The 20,266-nt window shown below is 74.9% G+C and carries 19 protein-coding genes; 2 read left to right on the top strand and 17 right to left on the bottom strand.

What is annotated here, in order from left to right; all coding sequences use genetic code 11:
- Positions 1–44: 44 nt before the first annotated feature.
- Complete coding sequence (locus tag ACI79X_RS14845) at positions 45–962, top strand: 5'-3' exonuclease (protein ID WP_457026229.1); 918 nt, start codon at positions 45–47, stop codon at positions 960–962.
- Positions 963–986: 24 nt separating this feature from the next.
- On the opposite strand, the gene ACI79X_RS14840 is transcribed toward ACI79X_RS14845, so the two are convergent.
- The 8 genes from ACI79X_RS14840 to ACI79X_RS14805 form a co-directional block, all read right to left on the bottom strand.
- Positions 987–1,652, bottom strand: coding sequence for a DUF4333 domain-containing protein (locus ACI79X_RS14840; protein WP_457026180.1), 666 nt, complete (start codon positions 1,650–1,652; stop codon positions 987–989).
- A 152-nt stretch (positions 1,653–1,804) separates the two neighbouring features.
- Complete coding sequence (locus ACI79X_RS14835; protein WP_457026179.1) at positions 1,805–4,651, bottom strand: DEAD/DEAH box helicase; 2,847 nt, start codon at positions 4,649–4,651, stop codon at positions 1,805–1,807.
- 152 nt (positions 4,652–4,803) lie between these two features.
- Complete coding sequence (locus ACI79X_RS14830; RefSeq protein WP_457026178.1) at positions 4,804–5,691, bottom strand: diacylglycerol/lipid kinase family protein; 888 nt, start codon at positions 5,689–5,691, stop codon at positions 4,804–4,806.
- A gap of 7 nt (positions 5,692–5,698) precedes the next feature.
- On the bottom strand, positions 5,699–6,562 hold the full coding sequence (tatC, locus tag ACI79X_RS14825; RefSeq protein WP_457026177.1) for a twin-arginine translocase subunit TatC: 864 nt from the start codon (positions 6,560–6,562) through the stop codon (positions 5,699–5,701).
- Between the two features lie 83 nt (positions 6,563–6,645).
- A complete protein-coding gene (gene tatA / locus ACI79X_RS14820) occupies positions 6,646–6,957 on the bottom strand; it encodes a Sec-independent protein translocase subunit TatA (protein ID WP_457026176.1) in 312 nt (103 codons plus the stop codon).
- Between the two features lie 85 nt (positions 6,958–7,042).
- Positions 7,043–7,252 carry a hypothetical protein gene (locus tag ACI79X_RS14815; RefSeq protein WP_457026175.1) on the bottom strand — a complete coding sequence of 70 codons (210 nt, stop codon included), beginning with the start codon at positions 7,250–7,252 and terminating at the stop codon, positions 7,043–7,045.
- Positions 7,253–7,320: 68 nt separating this feature from the next.
- Positions 7,321–8,286 (bottom strand): helix-turn-helix transcriptional regulator, encoded by a 966-nt coding sequence (locus ACI79X_RS14810; RefSeq protein WP_457026174.1) that lies wholly within the window; start codon positions 8,284–8,286, stop codon positions 7,321–7,323.
- Complete coding sequence (locus ACI79X_RS14805) at positions 8,283–9,272, bottom strand: helix-turn-helix transcriptional regulator (protein WP_457026173.1); 990 nt, start codon at positions 9,270–9,272, stop codon at positions 8,283–8,285. Before ACI79X_RS14805 ends, ACI79X_RS14810 begins: the two co-directional genes overlap by 4 nt.
- 130 nt (positions 9,273–9,402) lie before the next feature.
- Between ACI79X_RS14805 and ACI79X_RS14800 the strand changes: the two genes are divergently transcribed.
- Positions 9,403–10,455, top strand: a complete 1,053-nt coding sequence (locus ACI79X_RS14800; protein WP_457026172.1) for a DUF3866 family protein — start codon at positions 9,403–9,405, stop codon at positions 10,453–10,455.
- Positions 10,456–10,506: 51 nt separating this feature from the next.
- Here the strand turns inward: ACI79X_RS14800 and pafA are convergent, their stop codons facing one another.
- From pafA to arc, 9 genes are all read right to left on the bottom strand, one after another.
- Complete coding sequence (gene pafA, locus ACI79X_RS14795; protein WP_457026171.1) at positions 10,507–11,865, bottom strand: Pup--protein ligase; 1,359 nt, start codon at positions 11,863–11,865, stop codon at positions 10,507–10,509.
- A 56-nt stretch (positions 11,866–11,921) separates the two neighbouring features.
- Positions 11,922–12,773 (bottom strand): proteasome subunit alpha, encoded by an 852-nt coding sequence (gene prcA, locus ACI79X_RS14790; protein WP_457026228.1) that lies wholly within the window; start codon positions 12,771–12,773, stop codon positions 11,922–11,924.
- A gap of 10 nt (positions 12,774–12,783) precedes the next feature.
- On the bottom strand, positions 12,784–13,641 hold the full coding sequence (gene prcB, locus ACI79X_RS14785) for a proteasome subunit beta (RefSeq protein WP_457026170.1): 858 nt from the start codon (positions 13,639–13,641) through the stop codon (positions 12,784–12,786).
- Between the two features lie 326 nt (positions 13,642–13,967).
- Entirely contained in the window at positions 13,968–14,372 is a 405-nt protein-coding gene (locus ACI79X_RS14780) for an endonuclease domain-containing protein (protein WP_457026169.1), read from the bottom strand.
- Positions 14,373–14,625: 253 nt separating this feature from the next.
- The gene (locus ACI79X_RS14775) at positions 14,626–14,835 is read right to left on the bottom strand and encodes a ubiquitin-like protein Pup (protein WP_073419843.1); all 210 of its coding nucleotides are present in this window, start codon (positions 14,833–14,835) and stop codon (positions 14,626–14,628) included.
- An 83-nt stretch (positions 14,836–14,918) separates the two neighbouring features.
- Entirely contained in the window at positions 14,919–15,902 is a 984-nt protein-coding gene (locus tag ACI79X_RS14770) for an acyl-CoA dehydrogenase family protein (protein WP_457026168.1), read from the bottom strand.
- On the bottom strand, positions 15,903–17,408 hold the full coding sequence (gene dop / locus ACI79X_RS14765; protein ID WP_457026167.1) for a depupylase/deamidase Dop: 1,506 nt from the start codon (positions 17,406–17,408) through the stop codon (positions 15,903–15,905). It lies immediately after the preceding gene.
- Between the two features lie 64 nt (positions 17,409–17,472).
- Complete coding sequence (locus tag ACI79X_RS14760) at positions 17,473–18,360, bottom strand: septum formation family protein (protein WP_457026166.1); 888 nt, start codon at positions 18,358–18,360, stop codon at positions 17,473–17,475.
- A 106-nt stretch (positions 18,361–18,466) separates the two neighbouring features.
- Positions 18,467–20,254 carry a proteasome ATPase gene (gene arc / locus ACI79X_RS14755; RefSeq protein WP_457026165.1) on the bottom strand — a complete coding sequence of 596 codons (1,788 nt, stop codon included), beginning with the start codon at positions 20,252–20,254 and terminating at the stop codon, positions 18,467–18,469.
- Positions 20,255–20,266: the final 12 nt, after the last annotated feature.

The raw sequence follows: 20,266 nt of genomic DNA, 5'->3' as shown, positions 1-20,266 counted from the left end.
CGGACGGGGTTTCCCGGACCGTTACCGTCCCGGCCGTGACGACGATGCTGCTCGACGCCGCGAGTCTCTACTTCCGCGCGTTCTACGGCGTCCCGACCAGCGTGACCGCGCCCGACGGGCGGCCGGTCAACGCCGTCCGCGGGTTCCTGGACATGACCGCCCGGCTGCTCACCGCCCACTCCCCCACCCGGCTGGTCGCCTGCTGGGACGACGACTGGCGGCCGGCGTTCCGCGTGGAGGCCCTGCCGTCCTACAAGGCGCACCGGCTGTCCGCCGACGGCGGGGAGGAGACGCCCGACGAGCTCGGCCCGCAGGTGCCGGTGCTCGTCGACGTGCTGGCCGCCGCCGGGATCGCCCGGGTCGGGGCGCCGGGCTACGAGGCCGACGACGTGATCGGCACGCTGGCCACCCGCGCCCGGGGGCCGGTCGACGTCGTCACCGGGGACCGCGACCTGTTCCAGCTCGTCGACGACACCCGCGGCGTGCGGGTGCTCTACACCGCCCGGGGCATCGCCGACATCGAGGTGGTCGACGAGGCGGCGGTGACGGCGAAGTACGGCATCCCGGGCCGGGCCTACGCCGACTTCGCGGTGCTGCGCGGCGACCCCAGCGACGGGCTGCCCGGGGTCGCCGGGATCGGCGCGAAGACGGCGGCCGCGCTGGTGACCGAGTTCGGCGACCTGGCCGGCATCCGCGCGGCCGCGGCCCGCACCGTGGTGGCGAAGGCGCCGCTGACGGCGGCCGTGCTCAAGCGGCTGGCCGCGGGCGCCGACTACCTCGACGCGGCACCCGTGGTGGTGGCCGTGGCCCGCGACATCGACCTGCCCGCGGTCGAGGGGTCGCTGCCCTCCCGGCCCGCCGACCCGGCCGCGCTGGCGTCGCTGGCCGACGCGCACGGGCTGCGCTCGTCGCTGGGCCGGCTGGGCGCGGCCCTGGGCTGGCCGGCCGACGTCCTCGACTGAGCCCGCCGGCCGGCCCTCAGCGGGTCAGGACGTGACGTCCCACGTGTAGGCGGCGGAGTCGGCGTCGGTGATCGCGATCTGCAGCGTCACGTCCTCGTCGTCCTCGGTGACGCCCGAGCACTCGTAGGTGGCGCCGTTCTCCACGACCATCTCCTGGTCGCAGGTGACCTCGATGCCGACGCCGAAGGTCTCGGTGAACTGCTCGGCGATGTCCTGTTCGGCGCGGGCGGCGTCGAGGACGTCCTTGCCGAGCACGAGCGGCAGGATGATCGCCGCGGCGATGACGACGACGGCGAGGGCGACCAGGCCGATGACCAGCCCGGTGCGCGACTTCTTCGCCGGCGGCTGGCCGAACCCGCCGGGCTGCCCGTAGGGGCCGGGCTGGCCGTACTGGCCGGGCTGCCCGTACTGCTGGCCGTAGGGCTGCTGCCCGTACTGCCCGCCGTACTGCCCCGGCTGCCCGTACTGGCCCGGCTGCCCACCCGGCTGGCCGTACTGGCCGGGCTGGCCTTGCCCCGGCTGGCCCTGCTGGGGGTACCCGCCGTACTGGCCCGGCTGCCCGTACTGCCCACCCGGCTGGCCGTACTGGCCGGGCTGCCCGTACTGGCCCGGCTGGCCGGGCTGCTGGCCGCCGTACTGCCCCGGCTGCCCGTACTGGCCCGGCTGGCCACCCTGCGGTGGGTTGGTCATGGTCGCTCCTGGTCGATCCCTCGCCCCCGGCGGGGGCCGTTCCCATGACACTGCGTCACGGGAGCGGGGCGATTGTGCACCACCGCGCCCCGGCGGCGGCCCGTCCGCGCCGTGCGCGCGCCCCGACCGGGTCAGCGGCTGACCGCGTCGGGTCAGCCGCTGACAGCGACGGCCACCACGCCGCGGCGGATCCGGCCCACCGCCGCCCGGGCCACCCCGGCCACCGCCTCGTCGGCCACCTTGGCCAGCTGGTCGAGCACGTCGACGAGCTGCCGCGCCCAGCGGACGAAGTCGCCGCCGGAGAGCTCCGTGCCGGCCTGCTCGGCGCCGGCGAGCACCCGGTCGAGGGTCTGCCCGTCGGCCCAGCGGTAGGCCGCCCAGGCGAACCCGAGGTCGAGGTCGCGGGTGGCGGGCAGCCCGTGGTCGAGCTCGGTGTCCTGCAGGCGGGCGCGGATGCGGCGCATCTCGCCGATGGCGCCGGCGACCTTGCCGGCCGGCACCGCGGGCTGCCCGGGGGTCTCCCGCCGCGCCTCGAACACCAGCGTGGACACCACCGCGGCCAGCTCGGGCGGGGTGAGCCCGCGCCAGGCGCCGGCGCGCAGGCACTCGGCGATGAGCAGGTCGCCCTCGGACCAGATCCGCGCCAGCCGGCGGCCCTCCTCGGTGACCCGCGGGACGTCGTCGACGGGGGTGGGCTCCTCGGTGTCGGCGGGCACGAGCGGCGCGGCCTCGGGCACCAGGTAGCCCAGCTCCTCGAGGACGTCGCAGGTGCGGTCGAACTGGCGGGTCAGCGAGCCGGTGCGCTCGGCCATCGTGCGGTGGGTGGCCTCGGCGTCGGCGACCGCGCGCAGGTACCGCTCGGCGAAGCGCACCCGCTCCTCCCGGTCGGGCAGCGCGTGCACCGGGTGGTTGCGCACCGCGCGGCGCAGGTCGTGCAGCACCGGGTCGTCGGCGGCGGCGGAGCGCTGCTTGGTGCGGCGGGCGCCGAGGTCGTTCTCCAGCCGCGCGGTGCGCAGCGTGGCGGCGAGGTCGCGGCGGGCGTGCGGGCTGCGGTGGTTGAAGTTCTTCGGCACCCGCACCCGGGCCAGCGCGGTGACCGGCGTCGGGAAGTCGACGCTGGCCAGCCGGCCCGCCCACTTGTCCTCGGTGAGGACCAGCGGCCGCGGGTCGGCCAGGTCGGTGACGCCGGGGTCGAGGACGACGGCCAGGCCCTGCCGCCGTCCCGAGGGCACCCGGATGACGTCGCCGGGCCGCAGCGCACCGAGCGCGTCGGCCGCCTCCAGCCGGCGCTTGGCCGCCGAGTCGCGGGAGAGCTCCTTCTCCCGGTCGGCGATCTCGCGGCGCAGCCGGGCGTAGGCGAGCACGTCGCCGCCTTCGGTGGACATCTCCGCGGCGAACCTCTCCGCGTCCCGCTCCGAGCGGGCGGCCTGCCGCGCGAGCCCCACCACCGACCGGTCGGCCTGGAACTGGGCGAAGGAGGAGGCGAGCAGCTCGCGGGCCCGCGCCCGGCCGAAGGAGCCGACCAGGTTGACGGCCATGTTGTAGCTGGGCCGGAAACTCGAGCGCAGCGGGTAGGTGCGGGTGCTCGCGAGGCCGGCGACGACCGCGGGGTCGACGCCGGGCGCCCAGACGACGACCGCGTGCCCCTCGACGTCGATCCCCCGGCGGCCGGCGCGGCCGGTGAGCTGGGTGTACTCCCCCGGCGTCACGTCGACGTGCGCCTCGCCGTTCCACTTGACCAGCCGCTCGAGCACCACGGTGCGGGCGGGCATGTTGATGCCCAGCGCGAGCGTCTCGGTGGCGAACACGGCCTTCACCAGGCCGCGGACGAAGCACTCCTCGACGGTCTCCTTGAACGCCGGCACCAGGCCGGCGTGGTGGGCCGCGATGCCGGCGAGCAGGCCCTCGCGCCACTCCCAGAAGCCGAGGACGTGCAGGTCCTCCTCGGGCAGGCTGCCGGTGCGCTCGTCGACGATGCGGGCGATCTCGGCGCGCTCGGCCTCGTCGGTCAGCCGCAGGCCCGACTGCAGGCACTGGGCGACCGCGGCGTCGCAGCCGTTGCGGCTGAAGATGAAGGTGATCGCCGGCAGCAGCCCGGCGCGGTCGAGCCGCTCGACCACCTCCGGCCGCGCCGGCGGGCGGTAGCGCGGCTTGTGCCAGTCGCGCTCGCGGCGGGAGCCGCCGTTGCCGCCGCCCCAGCTGTCCAGGCGCCGCTCGTGCTCGCGCACGTACCGGACGAGCTCGGGGTCGACGACGCTGGCGCCGCGGTCGCGGGTGGACAGCGTGCGCGGCGTCTCGCCCTGCTCGGCGGCGTGCGCGGCCGGGCGCAGGCTGAACAGGTCGAACACCCGGCTGCCCACGAGCATGTGCTGCCACAGCGGGATGGGGCGCACCTCGCTGACGACCACCCTCGTGTGCCCCCGGACGGTGACCAGCCAGTCGCCGAACTCCTCGGCGTTGCTGACCGTCGCCGACAGCGACACCAGGGTCACCGACGGCGGGAGGTGGATGATCACCTCCTCCCACACCGCGCCGCGGAAGCGGTCGGCCAGGTAGTGCACCTCGTCCATGACCACGTAGCCGAGGCCGGCGATCGCCGGGGACTCGGCGTAGAGCATGTTGCGCAGCACCTCGGTGGTCATCACCACCACCGGGGCGTCGCCGTTGATGGCGTTGTCGCCGGTGAGCAGGCCCACCCGGTCCTCGCCGTAGCGGTCGACCAGGTCGTTGTACTTCTGGTTCGACAGCGCCTTGATCGGCGTCGTGTAGAAGGCCTTGCGGCCCTCGGCCAGCGCCTTGTGCACCGCGAACTCGCCGACGACGGTCTTGCCGGCCCCGGTGGGCGCGCACACCAGCACGCCGGAGCCCTCGTCGAGCGCCTCGCACGCCTCGACCTGGAACGGGTCGAGGGAGAAGCCGAGCTCGGCGGTGAAGTCGGCGAGGGTGGGGTGCGCGCTGCGCCGCCGGGCAGCCGCGTACCGCTCGGCGGGACTGGACATGCGACCCACGTTAGGCGCTCCCGCGCCGGGGCTCAGGTCGTGCCTTCGGTGCTCCTCCCCCGCGGCGGGTGCCCACCGTCCGGTGGCGCCGCTAAGTTGGGGATAACGGTTGTACGGTCGGGTCGCCACCGTCCTGCCTCGTCCCGGCGGGCTCAGGTGCGGGCCGAACCGACCACGCGCAGCGCGCCCGGCACCGCCTCGGCGACCACCGGCAGCGCCGCCACCGGCTCCCCGTCGGCGTAGGTGGTCAGCCCCGCGCCGGCGAGCTCCACCCGGGCGGCGCGGTGCACCGTGACCGCCGGGTGCGCCACGTGCGTGCCCTCGGTCAGCCGGGGCCGGGTGCGCACCAGCTCGCGGCGGGTGACCGGCCCGACCACGGTGACGTCGAGCAGCCCGTCGGTGGGGTCGGCGGCCGGGCAGACCCGCATCCCCCCGCCGTACCAGGGGGTGTTGCCGACGGCGACCAGCGTGACCGGCAGCGTCCGCGCCTCGCCGTCGAGGGTGAGCGTCACCGCGCGCGGCCGCAGCCGGGCCAGCTCGGCGAGGATGGCGACGTCGTAGCGGCGTGGCCCCCGCGGCCAGCGCAGCCGGTTGGCCCGGTCGGTGACGGCGGAGTCGAAGCCGCAGCACAGCACGGTGGCCCACCAGCGCCCGGCGGTGCGGCCGGCGTCGACGGGGCGCAGCGCCCCCTCCCGCAGGTCGGCGGCGGCCGCGGTGGCGGCGGCCACCGGCTCGGGTGGCACGCCGAGGGCGAGCGCCAGGTCGTTGCCGGTGCCGGCCGGGACCACGGCCAGCGGGGTGCCGGTGCCCGCCACCGCCTGCAGCCCGGCGTGCGCGGCGCCGTCCCCGCCGACGGCCACCACCGCACCGGTGCCCGCGGCCACGGCGCGCGCGGCGGCCCGCTCGGCGTCCTCCCGGCTGGTGGCGGGGAGCACCTGCGGGGTCACCCCGCCGGCGCGCAGCGCGTCGAGGACGGCGGCCGCGGCGGTGCGGGCCCGCCCGCGGCCGGCGGCGGCGCTGACCAGGACGGCGACGTCCACCCGGGCCTCAGCCGCGGGTGGGCGTGCGGTCCCCGTCGAGCCGCGAGGGCGTGGGGTCCAGGGCGGAGGGCCGGGCGTCCAGCGGCGAGGCCTCGTCGTCGGACAGCTCGTGGAAGTGCTCGGCGGCGTCCCGCTTGGCCCGCCGCCGGTCCACCACCCGGGCGATCTGGATGGCCAGCTCGAACAGCACGATCATCGGCCCGGCCATGAGCAGCATCGTGAACGGGTCCTGCGTCGGGGTGACGAACGCGGCGAACACGATGGTGAGGAAGAAGATCCACCGGCGGCTGCGGCGCAGCACGTCGTAGGACAGCGCCCCGACGGCGTTGAGCGCCACCGCCACCAGCGGCACCTCGAAGCTGACGCCGAAGGCCACCAGCAGCGAGAGCACGAAGCCGATGTAGTCCTGCGCGGTCAGCGCGATCACCACGCCGTCGCCGGCGAGGGACAGCAGCAGCTCCAGGCCCGCCGACAGGGACACGTAGGCGAGCACCGCGCCGAGGGCGAACAGCGTCGAGGACACCAGCACGAACGTGACGCCGTAGCGCTTCTCGTTGCGCTTGAGCCCCGGGGTGATGAAGGCCCACAGCTGGTAGAGCCACACCGGCGCCGACAGCACCGCGCCCGCGAGCAGGCTGACCTTCAGCCGGATGAAGACGCCGCCGAACACGTCGGTGATGAGCAGCCCGCAGCCGCCGTCGACGCTGCCGCCGTAGCGCAGCTCGTCGGGCAGTCCGCAGTACGGCGCGCGGATGAAGTCACCGAGGCCGTGCTCGTACCACCAGAACGCGACCGCGGTGGCGACCAGCAGGGCCAGCAGCGCCTTGGCGACCCGGTTGCGGAGCTCGGTGAGGTGGGCGACGAGGGACATCGTCGCCTCGGCGTCCCGCGGCGGCCGGCGCCGGCGTCCCCTGCGTGCGGCGGGCCCGGCCACGTCGCTGCTCCGGGAGGCGCTCAGCGGGGATCGGCGACGCCGGGCCGGGCGGCGCGCGCCCGCAGCTCGGCGGCGCGGGCCTCGGCGGCGGCCGCCTCGGCCTCCAGCTGCGCCCGGCGGTCCCGGTCGGCGGCGTCGAGCGCGGCCGGGCCGGAGGTGGCGGCGGGGGCCGCGCCGGGGGCGCGGTCGTCGTCCTTCATGCCCTTCATCTCGCCCTTGAAGATGCGCAGCGAGCGGCCCAGCGAGCGCGAGGCGTCGGGCAGCTTCTTGTAGCCGAACAGCAGCAGGACGGCCAGGATGATCAGGCCGATCTCGAGCGGGCCGAGGTTCATGCGTCCTCCAGGTCGCGGGGGCGGAGCCGATGCTACGCCGGAGGGTGTTCGTCCCCGGGGCGCGCAGCGGACGTACCGGCGGCGTTCACCCACCGTTGGAGCGGCGTTCCTCCGCCACGGCGGCCGCCCTCGCGGCGGTCGCCTGCGCCTGCTCGAGGAAGGGCCGCACGTCGCGCTCCGCGGCCTCCAGCTCGCGCACCAGCCGCTGCCGGGCGCCCAGCAGGCCGAACAGGATCGCGCCGAGCACGACCAGCGACAGCACGACGACGGCGATCCAGACCACCCAGAGCAGCACGGGCCGACCCTATGCGCCGGGGCCCGGCGCCCGCGGCCCGGGCGCGGCTCAGGTCCGGCGCCCGCTGTTCAGGCGCCGTAGCGGGCGAGCGCGGCGCGCGCGTCGGCGGCCACCGCCTCGACGAGCTCGGCCGGCTCGTCGACGGTCGCCGCCCCGCCCAGGGAGGCGACCAGCCGGCGCGCCCAGGCCGGGTCGCCGGTGCGCAGGGTCACCAGCAGGCCGCCGGGCGGGTCGTCGACCTCGCGGACGTCCTCGACCGGGTAGTACTCGGCCACCCAGCGGGCGGTGCGGGCCAGCCGCAGCCGGACCACCGGCGAGCCGGGCGCCGGCTGGTAGAGGCCCTGGTCGAGGTCGCGGGGCGCGGCCTGCGGCGGCGGGGCGGCGGGCTCGTCGAGCACCTCGACGTCGTCGATGCGGTCCAGGCGGAACAGCCGGACGCCGGCCACCTCCCGCGACCACGCCTCCAGGTACCAGCGGCCGTCGACCAGCAGCAGCCGCATCGGGTCCACGGTGCGCTCGGTGCGCTCGTCCCGGGTGGGGACGTAGTAGTGCAGGTGCAGCGCCCGCCGGCCCTCGAGCGCCTGCCGGACGACGGCGAGGGCCTGCTCGCGGGCGTCGACGCTCACCGCCACCGGGGTGACCCGCTCGGCGGCGTGCCCGGCGGCGGCCGACACCTTGGCCAGCGCGCGGCTGACCGCCTCCTGCTCGGCGAGGCCCGGCAGGTCCAGCAGGGTGCGCAGCGCGACGACGAGCGCCACCGCCTCGTCGGTGGTCAGCCGCAGCGGGCGGACCATGCCGGCGGTGAAGGTGACCCGCACCCGGTCGCCTTCGAAGGACAGGTCGATGAGGTCGCCGGGCCCGTAGCCGGGCAGGCCGCACATCCACAGCAGCTCGAGGTCGCGCCGCAGCTGCCGCTCGGGCACGCCGAAGTCGCGTGCCACCTCCGGCAGTGGCACGCCGTCGGGGCGGGCGGTGAGGTAGGGGACGAGCGACAGCAGCCGCGTCATCCGCTCGTTGGTCGCGGGCGTGGTCACGGGCGGGCTCCCATCCCGGCCAGCCGGCGCAGCCGCTCGACGACGGCGTCGCGGACCGCCTGCGGGGACTCGACGACGACGTCGGCGCCCAGGGCGGCGAGCTGGTCGGCCAGCCGGCCGGTGTCGGTGGTGCGCAGCTGCAGCCGGTCCTCGCCGTCGGGACCTGCGCCCAGTGGGGTGGCCCAGCGGCGCAGGCCGACGGCGGTGCCCGGGCGGGCGCGCACCACGACCAGCTGCTCCTCTCCCCCGCTCCCGCCGCCGGACTGGCGGGCGACGATGCCGGCGAGGTCGACGTCCGGCGGCGGCTCGAACGCGTTCTCCGGGCCGGTGGCCTTCGGGGTGCCGACCACCCGGGACAGCCGGAACACCCGCGGCGCCCGGCGGTCGAGGTCGAGGCCCACGAGGTACCAGCGGCCGTGCCAGGCGACGACGCCCCACGGCTGCACGCGGCGCCTCGCGGGGGTGTCCTCGTCGGGCCGGCGGTAGTCGAAGGTGAGCACCCGCCGGTCGCGGGCGGCGGCGTAGCAGGGCTCGAACGCCGGCTCGTTGCTGTCCAGCCGCGGCTGGACCGGCAGCGTGCGGCCGGGGTCGACGTCGACGCCGGCGGCGCGCAGCTTGACCAGCGCGCTCTGCGCGGCGCCGGCCAGCTGGGCGGACTCCCACAGCCGCAGCGCCAGACCCACCGCCGCGGCCTCCTCGCCGGTGAGCGTGATCTCGGGCAGCTCGTAGTCGGCGCGGGCGATGCGGTAGCCGTCCTCGGTGTCGAAGACGCTGGTGCGGCCGGTCTCCAGCGGCACGCCCATCTCGCGCAGCTCGGCCTTGTCACGCTCGAACATCCGCTTGAAGGCCTCGTCGGCGCGGGCGGTGCCGTCGTCGGGCTCGTAGCCGGGCACGGTGGCGCGGATGCGGGCCGCCGTCACGTACTGGCGGGTGCCCAGCAGCGCGATGACCAGGTTGACCAGTCGTTCCGCCCGCTTCGCCGACACGCGCCACAGGCTAGCCAGCCGGGGGCCGGGCCAACCCTTCCGGGCCGCGGACCCCCGGGTCCGTGGCTAGCCTCGCCCTGTGGGGGAGCAACGGACGACGCAGCAACGCATCCGCTGGCGACGCGGGCGGGTGACCGCGACCGGGCGCAGCTGGCGGGACGCGCTGGAGCTCACGGTGGACGTGCCCGGCGACGGTGAGGTGCGCTCGCTGGCCCACCCGTCGCTGGTCGGCGTCCCCGAGGTCGGCGACGACGTGCTGCTCAACACCACCGCCTGGGCGCAGAAGCTGGGCACCGGCGGCTACGCGCTCGTCGTCGCGGTCCCCGACCGGCTGCCGCCCGACCCGACCGGCCCCGGGCACCTGGTCAAGGCGCGGTACACGCCGCTGCAGGTGAGCGTGCAGGGCGTCGACGAGCAGGACACCGAGCACCACGACGCGATCGCCGAGGCCGAGGACCTCGCCGGGATGCCGGTCGTCGTCGCCGACCTGCACTCGGCGCTGCCGGCCGCGCTCATCGGCGTGTTCGCCACCGACCCCGACCTCAAGGTCGCCTACGTCATGACCGACGGCGGCGCGCTGGTGGCCGGCTTCTCCCGCACGCTGCACACCCTGGCGCCGTCACTGACCGGCGTGGTCACCGTGGGGCAGGCCTTCGGCGGCGACCTGGAGGCGGTCACCCTGCACACCGGGCTGCTCGCCGCGAAGCACGTGCTCGGCGCCGACGTCGCCGTGGTCACCCAGGGCCCCGGCAACCTGGGCACCGGCACCCCCTGGGGCTTCTCCGGGGTGGCCGCCGGGGAGGCCTGCAACGCCGTGAGCGTGCTGGGCGGGGAGCCGATCGGGGCGCTGCGGATCTCCGACGCCGACCCGCGCCCCCGCCACCGCGGGGTCTCCCACCACTCGCTGACCGCCTTCGGCCGGGTCGCGCTGGCCGGGGTGACGCTGGTGGCGCCGCGCGGGCTCGGCTCGGAGCTCGGGCAGCAGGTCGAGGAGGACCTCGCCGGGCAGCCCGAGCGCAACCGGGTGGTGTGGGTCGACGTCGACGGCCTCGACGAGGCGCTGCAGCTGTCGCCGGTGACGCTGTCGACGATGGGCCGCGGCTGGCCCGAGGAGCGCGCCTACTTCCTGGCCGCGGCAGCCGCCGGCCGCTACGCCGCCCTGCGGGTGCCCCTCCCCGACTGACCCGGCGCGTCTCCGCGGATCCGCGCCGGGCGGAGCCGCGGAGACGCCGGGTCACATCGAGGCGATGAGCTTCTCGACGCGCTCGTCGACGCTCTTGAACGGGTCCTTGCACAGCACGGTGCGCTGGGCCTGGTCGTTGAGCTTGAGGTGCACCCAGTCGACGGTGAAGTCGCGCCGCTTCTCCTGGGCCTTGCGGATGAACTCCCCGCGCAGCTTGGCCCGGGTGGTCTGCGGCGGCACGTTCTTGGCCTCGAACACCCGCGGCTCGTGCGCCACCCGCTGCACCTGCCCGCGGCGCTCCAGCAGGTAGTACAGGCCCCGCGTGCGGGAGATGTCGTGGTAGGCGAGGTCCATCTGGGCGATCCGCGGGCTGGACAGCGACAGGTCGTGCTTGGCCCGGTAGCGCTCGATGAGGCTGAGCTTGGTGGCCCAGTCGATCTCGCGGTCGATGAGCGAGAGGTCCTCGGTGTCGACGGCCTTGAGCACCCGCCCCCACAGCTCGAGCATCTGCCGGTGCACCGGGCCGAAGCCCTCCCGGTCGACGAACTCCGCGGCGCGGGAGTGGTACTCGGCCTGGATCTCCAGCGCGCTCATCTCCCGGCCGCTGGCCAGGCGCACCTTGCGGCGGCCGGTGATGTCGTGGCTGATCTCCCGGATGGCGCGGATCGGGTTCTCCAGCGCCATGTCCCGGATCGGCACGCCGGCCTCGATCATCCGCAGCACCAGGTCGGTGATGGTGACCTTGAGCAGCGTCGTCGTCTCGTTCATGTTCGAGTCGCCGACGATCACGTGCAGCCGCCGGTAGCGCTCGGCGTCGGCGTGCGGCTCGTCGCGGGTGTTGATGATCGGCCGGGAGCGGGTGGTGGCGCTGGAGACGCCCTCCCAGATGTGCTCGGCGCGCTGGCTGACGCAGTAGATCGCCCCGCGCGGGGTCTGCAGCACCTTCCCCGCGCCGACCACCAGCTGCCGGCTGACCAGGAACGGGATGAGCACGTCGGCCAGCCGGGAGAACTCCCCGTGCCGGCCCACCAGGTAGTTCTCGTGGCAGCCGTAGCTGTTGCCCGCCGAGTCGGTGTTGTTCTTGAACAGGTAGATGTCGCCGGTGACGCCCTCCTCGGCCAGCCGCTGCTCGGCGTCGACCAGCAGGCCCTCGAGGATCCGCTCCCCGGCCTTGTCGTGGACGACCAGCTCGGTCAGGTCGTCGCACTCGGCGGTGGCGTACTCGGGGTGGCTGCCGACGTCGAGGTACAGCCGCGACCCGTTGCGCAGGAACACGTTGGAGCTGCGCCCCCAGGACACCACCCGGCGGAACAGGTAGCGGGCGACCTCGTCCGGGGACAGCCGGCGCTGCCCGCGGAAGGTGCACGTGACGCCGTACTCGGTCTCGATCCCGAAGATCCGTCGGTCCACGGCCCGAGCCTAGGCGCCGGATGCGACTCCGGCCGGTTCCCTGCGCAACGGTCCGGTCACCCCTCGCCGTCGACGCCCGCGGGGCCGTCGACGGCGCCGCCGGCGGTGTCCGGCGCGGCCGGGTCGCCCAGGCCCGCGGGGGTGCCCGGCTGGGGGGCGCTGGGGGCGTGCGCGTGCGTCGCGGCCTCGGGGGCGGGCGCGCCGCCGCCGTCGCCGAGCAGGCCGTTCAGCGCCGCGCCGACGACCCGGCGGAAGGCCCGCTTGGGCCGCCGCCGGTCGAGGACGGCCACCTCCAGCTGCGCGGCCGGCAGCAGCCCGTCGCCGCCGTTGCCCGGCAGAGCCGGGCTGGACGCCGACAGCGCGCGGACGCCGACCATCAGCGCCTCGGACAGCGGCAGGCCCGCGCGGAAGTCCTCCCGCAGCCGGGCGGTGACCGCCTCGGCCTGCCCGCCCATGACGACGAAGTCGGGCTCGTCGACGACCGAGCCGTCGAAGGTGAGCCGGTACAGCTGGTCGGCCTCGCTGCTGTCGCCCACCTCGGCCACGCACAGCTCGACCTCGTAGGGCTTCATCTGTTCGGTGAAGATCGCGCCGAGGGTCTGCGCGTAGGCGTTGGCGATGACCCGGCCGGTGACGTCGCGGCGGTTGTAGGAGTAGCCGCGGACGTCGGCCAGGCGCACCCCGGCCACCCGCAGGCTCTCGAACTCGCTGTACCGGCCGACGGCGGCGAAGCCGATGCGGTCGTAGATCTCGCCGACCTTGTGCAGCGTGGAGCTGGGGTTCTCGGCGATGAACAGGACGCCGTCGGCGTAGGTGAGGACGGCGACGCTGCGGCCGCGGGAGATGCCTTTGCGGGCGTACTCCGAGCGGTCACGCATGACCTGCTCGGCCGAGGCGTAGTAGGGCATGGTCACGGCGTCAGAACCCCCGGTCGACGTTCTCGCGGTCGGCTTCGGCGCGCTCGCCGACGATGGTGTCGGCGATCCCGGCCACCTCGGCGTCGGTCAGGCGCACCGCGCCCTCGGCGTCGACGCGGTAGACGATCGGGTACAGCCGCCGCACCGGGTCGGGGCCGCCGGTGGCGGAGTCGTCGTCGGCGGCGTCGTAGAGCGCCTCGACGACGGTGCGGGTGGCGGCGTCGGCGTCGAGGCCGGACCGCCAGGTCTTCTTCAGCGAGTTCTTGGCGAACAGCGACCCGGAGCCGACGGCGGCGTAGCCCCGCTCCTCGTAGTTCCCGCCGGTGACGTCGTAGCTGAAGATCCGGCCCGGGGTGGTGCCGGCGGCGGCGTCGAGGTCGAAGCCGGCGAACAGCGGGACGACGGCGAGGCCCTGCAGGGCGGCGCCGAGGTTGCCGCGGATCATCTGCGCGAGGCGGTTGGCCTTGCCGTCGAGGCTGAGGGTGAGGCCCTCGATCTTCTCGTAGTGCTCGAGCTCGACCTGGTAGAGCTTCACCATCTCGATGGCGATGCCGGCGGCGCCCGCGATGCCGATCACCGACCAGGTGTCGGCCGGGTACACCTTCTCGATGTCGCGGCTGGAGATCAGGTTGCCCATGGTGGCGCGGCGGTCGCCGCCCATGAGGACGCCGCCGGCGTAGGTGACGGCGACGATCGTGGTGCCGTGCGGGGTGAGGTCGCCGGCGTTCACCGACGGCACCGTGCGCCTGCTGGGCAGCAGGTCGGGCGCCGCCGCGGCGAGGAAGTCGGTGAACGAGGAGCCCACGCGGTCCAGGTAGGCGGGCGGGAAGCCGCTCCGGCCCGTGTGCGACTGGGTCAACCCGTCCACCCTCTCCGCGCCCCTGCGGGGTGCTCCTCGACGTGCCGCGGGCGACCCGCGGCTGCTCGCCGTCGACCCTACCGGCGGGGCCGGTCCCCCACCCGGGACGCCGGGAGGCCTGGTGGGCGGGGCCCTCGTGGCTAGCGTGCGCCGGCCGCGACCCGGCGGTGCGGTCCGGTGCAGCGGTAGGTGGTGGACCGGACCGAGCTGGAGGGGACGGCACCGCTCCGCGGCGATCGCGACGAGCGGGTGCGCCGACGGACCTCACCTCCGCCGGCTCGGCCGGCGCCGTGGCCGCAGGCGTCCTGCCGGCCGGAGACGGTGACTCAGGGAGCGCCACCGCTGAGGAGCCGACGCAGCGTCGGGTCGGCCGGGTCGAGCGTCCCCTGCGCCTTGGCGTAGCGGAGCCGGTGCACCTCGACGTAGTCCGCCGCGGCCCGCATCAGGGACGCGTCGTCCCGCAGGAGGCCCAGCGCCAGGTTGCAGCGCTCGCAGAGCAGCGCCCGGACGAAGTCCGTCGCATGGTCGTGGTCGATGTGCCCGGGCCTCGGCTCGCCGCAGAGGGCACACATGTCGCACTGCCTCGCGCGCAGTTCAGCGATGCCGGTTCGGTCGAGTCCGTAACGACTGGCGTAGTAGCGGTCCATGTCCGCGGAGCGCTTGCAGGCCTTGCACTGACTACCGAAGCCCGACGGCTTCCTGTTCGACCGGGTGTAGTCCTCGTGCGCCACGGCCTGCTGGCACGACGGGCACCATCGGAACCCGTCGGGCACCCAGGAGTGGTCGCGGACCTCTCGCCCCTGCCGACGCCGACGCTCCCGGTACCACCGGCCGTTGCGCTCCCGATTGCACGCGAGGCAGTAGAAGGACAGCCCGTCAGGCAGAGATCTGTTCCGCCCATAAGCGGACAGCGGCTTGACCTCGTCGCATGACGGACAACGCTTGGACATCCGCCGAGCCGAGTTACTCAGAGCGAGAGGATCGTCACTCTCCGCCCTTCTGCACGTACGATCTCACGAACTCCTCGGCATTTTCTTCGAGGACGTCATCGATTTCATCGAGGATGGCGTCGACGTCCTCGGACATCTCCTTGTGGCGCTCGGCGACCTCGGTGTCGGCCGAGGCCTCGACCTCGTCGGTCTCCTCGCGCGAGCGCGTGGCGCGCTGCTGCCCGCCGGTGTCCCTGGTGGCCATGTGCCCTCCCCTGGTGCGCGCCGAGTGCGTGCTGCTGCCGAAACTACCCGCAGGTACCGACATGCGGGCGGCCGAACGCGGGCTCAGCCGGCCGCGCCGAAGGCGCCCAGCAGGTGCGCGCGGACGGCCGGCCGGGAGCCGAAGACGAGCAGGAACACCGCCTCCCGCGCGGTCCGCTCCGCCACGCTGCCCGCCCGGGCCGCCGCGCTCCCCGACGCCACCACCAGCGCGCCCGCCGCCCGGTGCGCGAGGGCCGCCGCCTCCGCCCGCGCGGCCGGCAGGTCCGCTGGCCCGGCGGCGTCGAGCCGGGTGCGCGCCGCCTCGAGCGCCGCGTCCAGGGGCGAGGGCCCGACGAGCGCCGCGCAGCGCCGGACCAGCCCGAGCGCCAGCGAGCCGTTGACCCGCAGCCCGGCCGCGTCGCCCGCCCGCACCTGGGCCAGCGGCGTGGCGCCCAGCAGCCGGCCGGCCGGCACGCGGTGGCCGCGCAGGTGCAGCTCCACCGTCGCGCTGGCCTGCACGGCCACGAGCGGCTGCGGCACCGCCTCCAGCGTCGGGCCCGCGGCCGCGTCGGCGAGCACGAAGGCGACGTCGTCGCCGTCGCGGGCGGCCACCATCAGCACGTCGACCAGGCCCCACCCGGTCACCCACGGCACGGCGCCGTCGAGCACGAGGTCGCCGCCGTCGCGCCGGAGGGTCACCGGCGGGGCGTCCGGCCGGGTCGCGGCCTGCAGCGCGATGCCCGCCCGCACCCGCCCGGCGCACAGGTCCGCCAGCAGCTCCGGGTGCGTCCCGGTCGCGGCCAGCCGCCCGACGACGCCGTGGTGCTGCAGGTACACGAACGCCGTCGCGAGGTCGCCCGCCGCCAGCTCCTCGACCACCGCGGCCAGCGTCGCGCCGTCGCCGTCGAGACCGCCGGCCGACGCCGGCCCCACCACGCCGTACAGCCCGGCCGCGGCCAGCGCGTCGAGGTGCCCGCGCGGGAGGACGCCCGCGGCGTCCACCCCGGCGGCCGCCGGCGCCAGCACGTCGGCCGCCAGCGCCCGCGCGGCCTCCACCGGCGAGGGCACTCAGCCCCCGGTGATGGTGTCGACCAGCTCCTGCGCGCTCGACGTCGACTCGAACAGCAGGCCGACGTGGTCGCGGGTGCCCTTGAGCGGCTCCATCGTGGGGATGCGCACGAGGTTCTCCCGGCCGAGGTCGAAGACCACCGAGTCCCAGGACGCGGCCGCCACCTGCGCCGGGAAGCGCCGCAGGCACTCGCCGCGGAAGAACGCCCGGGTGTCGCTGGGCGGCGTCACCATCGCCCGCGTCACCTCCTCCTCGGTGAGCAGCCGCTGCATCGACCCGCGCGCCACCAGCCGGTGGTAGAGCCCCTTGTCCGGGCGGACGTCGGAGTACTGCAGATCGACCAGGTGCAGCCGCGGGTCGCCCCAGCCCAGCCCGTCGCGGGACCGGTAGCCCTCCAGCAGCCGCAGCTTGGCCGGCCAGTCGAGCCGGTCGGCCAGCCGCATGGGGTCGACGGCGAGGTCGTCGAGCACCTCCGCCCACCGGCGCAGCACGTCGGCGGTCTGCTCGTCGGCGCCGCCGGAGCGCTCGACGAAGGCCACCGCCTGGTCGAGGTAGGCCCGCTGCACGTCGACGGCGGTCATCCGGCGGCCGTCGCGCAGCCGCACCAGGTGGGTGAGCGAGGGGTCGTGGCTGACCGCCTGCAGCGCCGCCACCGGCTCCTCGATCGAGAGGTCCTCGGGAAGCGCCCGCGCCTCGATCATGTCCAGCACGAGCGCCGTCGTCCCGACCTTCAGGTAGGTGGACAGCTCGGCGAGGTTGGCGTCGCCGATGATCACGTGCAGCCGGCGGTACTCGTCGGGGTTGGCGTGCGGCTCGTCGCGGGTGTTGATGATCGGCCGCTTCAGCGTCGTCTCCAGGCCCACCTCGACCTCGAAGAAGTCGGCGCGCTGGGAGATCTGGAAGCCCTGGGTGCGGCCCTCGGTGCCGATGCCGACGCGGCCGGCGCCGGCGAACACCTGCCGGGTGACGAAGAACGGGATGAGCCCGCGGATGATCTCGATGAACGGCGTCCGCCGGTCCATCAGGTAGTTCTCGTGGGCGCCGTAGCTGGCGCCCTTGCCGTCGGTGTTGTTCTTGTACAGCTGGATCGGCTGGGTGCCCGGGATGCGCGCGGCCCGCCGGGCGGCCTCGGCCATCACCCGCTCGCCGGCCTTGTCCCACAGGACGATGTCGCGCGGGTTGGTGACCTCCGGCGTCGAGTACTCCGGGTGGGCGTGGTCGACGTAGAGCCGCGCCCCGTTGGTGAGGATGACGTTGGCCATCCCCGAGTCCTCGTCGAGGTCGTTGTGGTCCAGCGCCTGCGCCGGGGAGAGGTCGAACCCGCGGGCGTCGCGCAGCGGGGACTCCTCCTCGAAGTCCCACCGCGGGCGCCGCCGGGTCGGGGCGTCGGCCACCGCCCAGGCGTTCACCACCTGGCTGGAGAGGGTGGTCGGGTTGGCCGTGGGCTGCCCGGGGACCGAGATGCCGTACTCGACCTCGGTCCCCATCACCCGCCTGACGCTCATGGAACCGAGACTAGGCCCCGCCCGGGACGTGCTCCCCGGGCCGGCGTGGGGGCGCGCGGGCAGGTCAGCCGCGGACGCTCGTCGTCGTCCGGCCACCCCCGGCGGGCACGAGCACGCACCGGCCGTAGGAGTACTCGGGCCACTCCTCGGCGGTGTCCACCCACACGTCGACGACGTAGCCGTTGGGCACCTCGCCGCCGCCGTAGTCCTCCGCGACGTTCGTGCACGAGCCGACCACCGAGCGGCGGGTCGGCTCGTCGGGGTAGGGCCCGCCCTCGGGCAGGGCCGCGACCTCGGTGCCCACCGGCTCCGCCTCGTGCGGCTCCGAGCAGGGGGCGACGCCGTAGTCGGCGGGTGCACCGACGAAGCAGGTGCGGTGCCGCGCCGGGTCGGACCCGGCCAGCGCGTCGGCGAGGATCCCGGGCGCGGGCTCGGGCACCAGGTAGCCGTAGAAGACGTCGCAGCGGATCCAGCGCGCGCCGGCGGCCCACTGCTCGGCGGTGGGCAGGTACGGCGCGTACCAGGCATAGGGGTCGTCGAGGGAGTCCCCGCCGAGGTACTCGCGGACGACGTCGAGGTCGCACAGGTCGGTCAGCGCCCGGCTGATCCGGCTGTCGAGGTCGTCGAGGTCGGCCTGGGTGGGGTGCGGCGCGTCCTCGGCCAGGCCGCTGTCCCCCACCACCGCGGTCTCGGCGTTGTGGTCGCCGGAGCACTCCACCGGCGCCGGCGGGTCGAGCGGGGTGCTCTGCTGCCCCTCGGCGATCGTCGAGCAGGTGCCGACGACCGGCGCCTCGGCGGGGTCGAGCGTGCCCTCGGCGGGCGGGACGGTCGGCTTGGCGACCTCGAGGCCGGCGTAGAACGCCTCGCCGTCGACAGTGGTGGTGCACCCGGCGAGCACGAGCGAGGCCAGGGCGGCCACCGATGCGGCGACGGCGCGGTGCCCGGTGCGCATGAGCCCGCCCTCCCGTCCGCCCGGCCCCGGCGGGCGCGTCGGGGCACAGGGTAGAGGCCCGCGGGCCCCGGCCGTCCCGTCCGCGGACGGGACGGCCGGGGCCGCCTCAGAGGTACTGGCCGGTGTTGGTGGCGGTGTCGATGGCGCGGCCGGAGTCGCTGCCCTTGCCGCTGATGAGCGTGCGGATGTAGACGATCCGCTCGCCCTTCTTGCCCGAGATCCGCGCCCAGTCGTCGGGGTTGGTGGTGTTGGGCAGGTCCTCGTTCTCCTTGAACTCGTCGACGCAGGCCTGCATCAGGTGGCCGACCCGCAGACCGCTGGACCCGCTCTCCAGGCTCTCCTTGATGGCCATCTTCTTGGCCCGGTCGACGATGTTCTGCAGCATCGCGCCGGAGTTGAAGTCCTTGAAGTACAGGACCTCCTTGTCACCGTTGGCGTAGGTGACCTCGAGGAAGCGGTTCTCCTCGCTCTCGGTGTACATCCGCTCGACGGTGCGCTGGATCATCGCCTGGATCGTCGCCTCGGCGCTGCCGCCGTTCTCGGCGAGGTCGTCGGCGCTGATCGGCAGCGACGGCTTGAGGTACTTGCTGAAGATGTCGCGGGCGGCCTCGGCGTCGGGCCGCTCGATCTTGATCTTCACGTCGAGGCGGCCGGGCCGCAGGATCGCCGGGTCGATCATGTCCTCGCGGTTGGAGGCGCCGATGACGATGACGTTCTCCAGGCCCTCGACGCCGTCGATCTCGCTGAGCAGCTGGGGGACGATCGTGGACTCGACGTCGGAGCTCACCCCGGACCCACGGGTGCGGAAGATCGAGTCCATCTCGTCGAAGAACACGATGACCGGGGTGCCCTCGCTGGCCTTCTCCCGGGCCCGCTGGAACACCAGCCGGATGTGCCGCTCGGTCTCGCCGACGTACTTGTTGAGCAGCTCCGGGCCCTTGATGTTCAGGAAGTAGCTCTTGGCCTGGTTGACGCCCTCGCCGCGGACGGAGGCGACCTTCTTGGCCAGCGAGTTGGCGACCGCCTTGGCGATCAGCGTCTTCCCGCAGCCGGGCGGGCCGTAGAGCAGGATGCCCTTGGGCGGGCGCAGCTCGTACTCGCGGAACAGGTCGGCGTGCAGGAACGGCAGCTCCACGGCGTCGCGGATCTGCTCGATCTGCCGGGACAGCCCGCCGATGTCGGAGTAGTCGATGTCGGGGACCTCCTCGAGGACGAGCTCCTCGACCTCGCTCTTGGGGATCCGCTCGTACACGTAGCCCGACCGCGACTCCAGCAGCAGCGAGTCGCCCACGCGCAGGGGCTGCCCGGTGAGGGAGTCGGCCAGGTAGACGACCCGCTCCTCGTCGGTGTGGCCGATGACCAGCGCGCGCTGGGTGACGCCGTCGACGGGCTCGAGCAGCTCCTTGAGCATGACGACGTCGCCCTGCTTCTCGTAGCCGAGCGCCTCGACGACGTTCATCGCCTCGTTGAGCATGACCTCCTGGCCGGGGCGCAGGCCGTCGACCTCGACGGCCGGCGACACCGACACCCGCAGCTTCCGGCCGCCGGTGAAGACGTCGACGCTGCCGTCGTCGTGCCGGCCCAGGAAGACGCCGTAGCCCGACGGCGGCTGGCCGAGCCGGTCGATCTCCTCCTTGAGCGTGACCAGCTGCTCGCGGGCGTCGCGCAGGGTGCCGGCCAGCTTGTCGTTGCGGTCGGAGAGGAAGGCCGCGCGGCCCTCCGCCTCGGCGATCCGCTCCTCCAGCGCACGCACCTGGCGCGGGCTCTCGGACACCTTGCGGCGCAGCAGGCCGATCTCCTCCTCGAGGTAGGAGATCTGGGCGAGCAGGGCGGAGACGTCACGCTCGCGCCGCGCTCGGAACTCGTCGGGACCATTGCCAAGGCCGGGGCCCATCGCGCACCTCCG

It is taken from the genome of Geodermatophilus sp. SYSU D01119 (assembly GCF_054049975.1).
The sequence above is the reverse complement of the archived record's forward strand: the minus strand, read 5'-3'. Positions and strand labels throughout refer to the sequence as shown.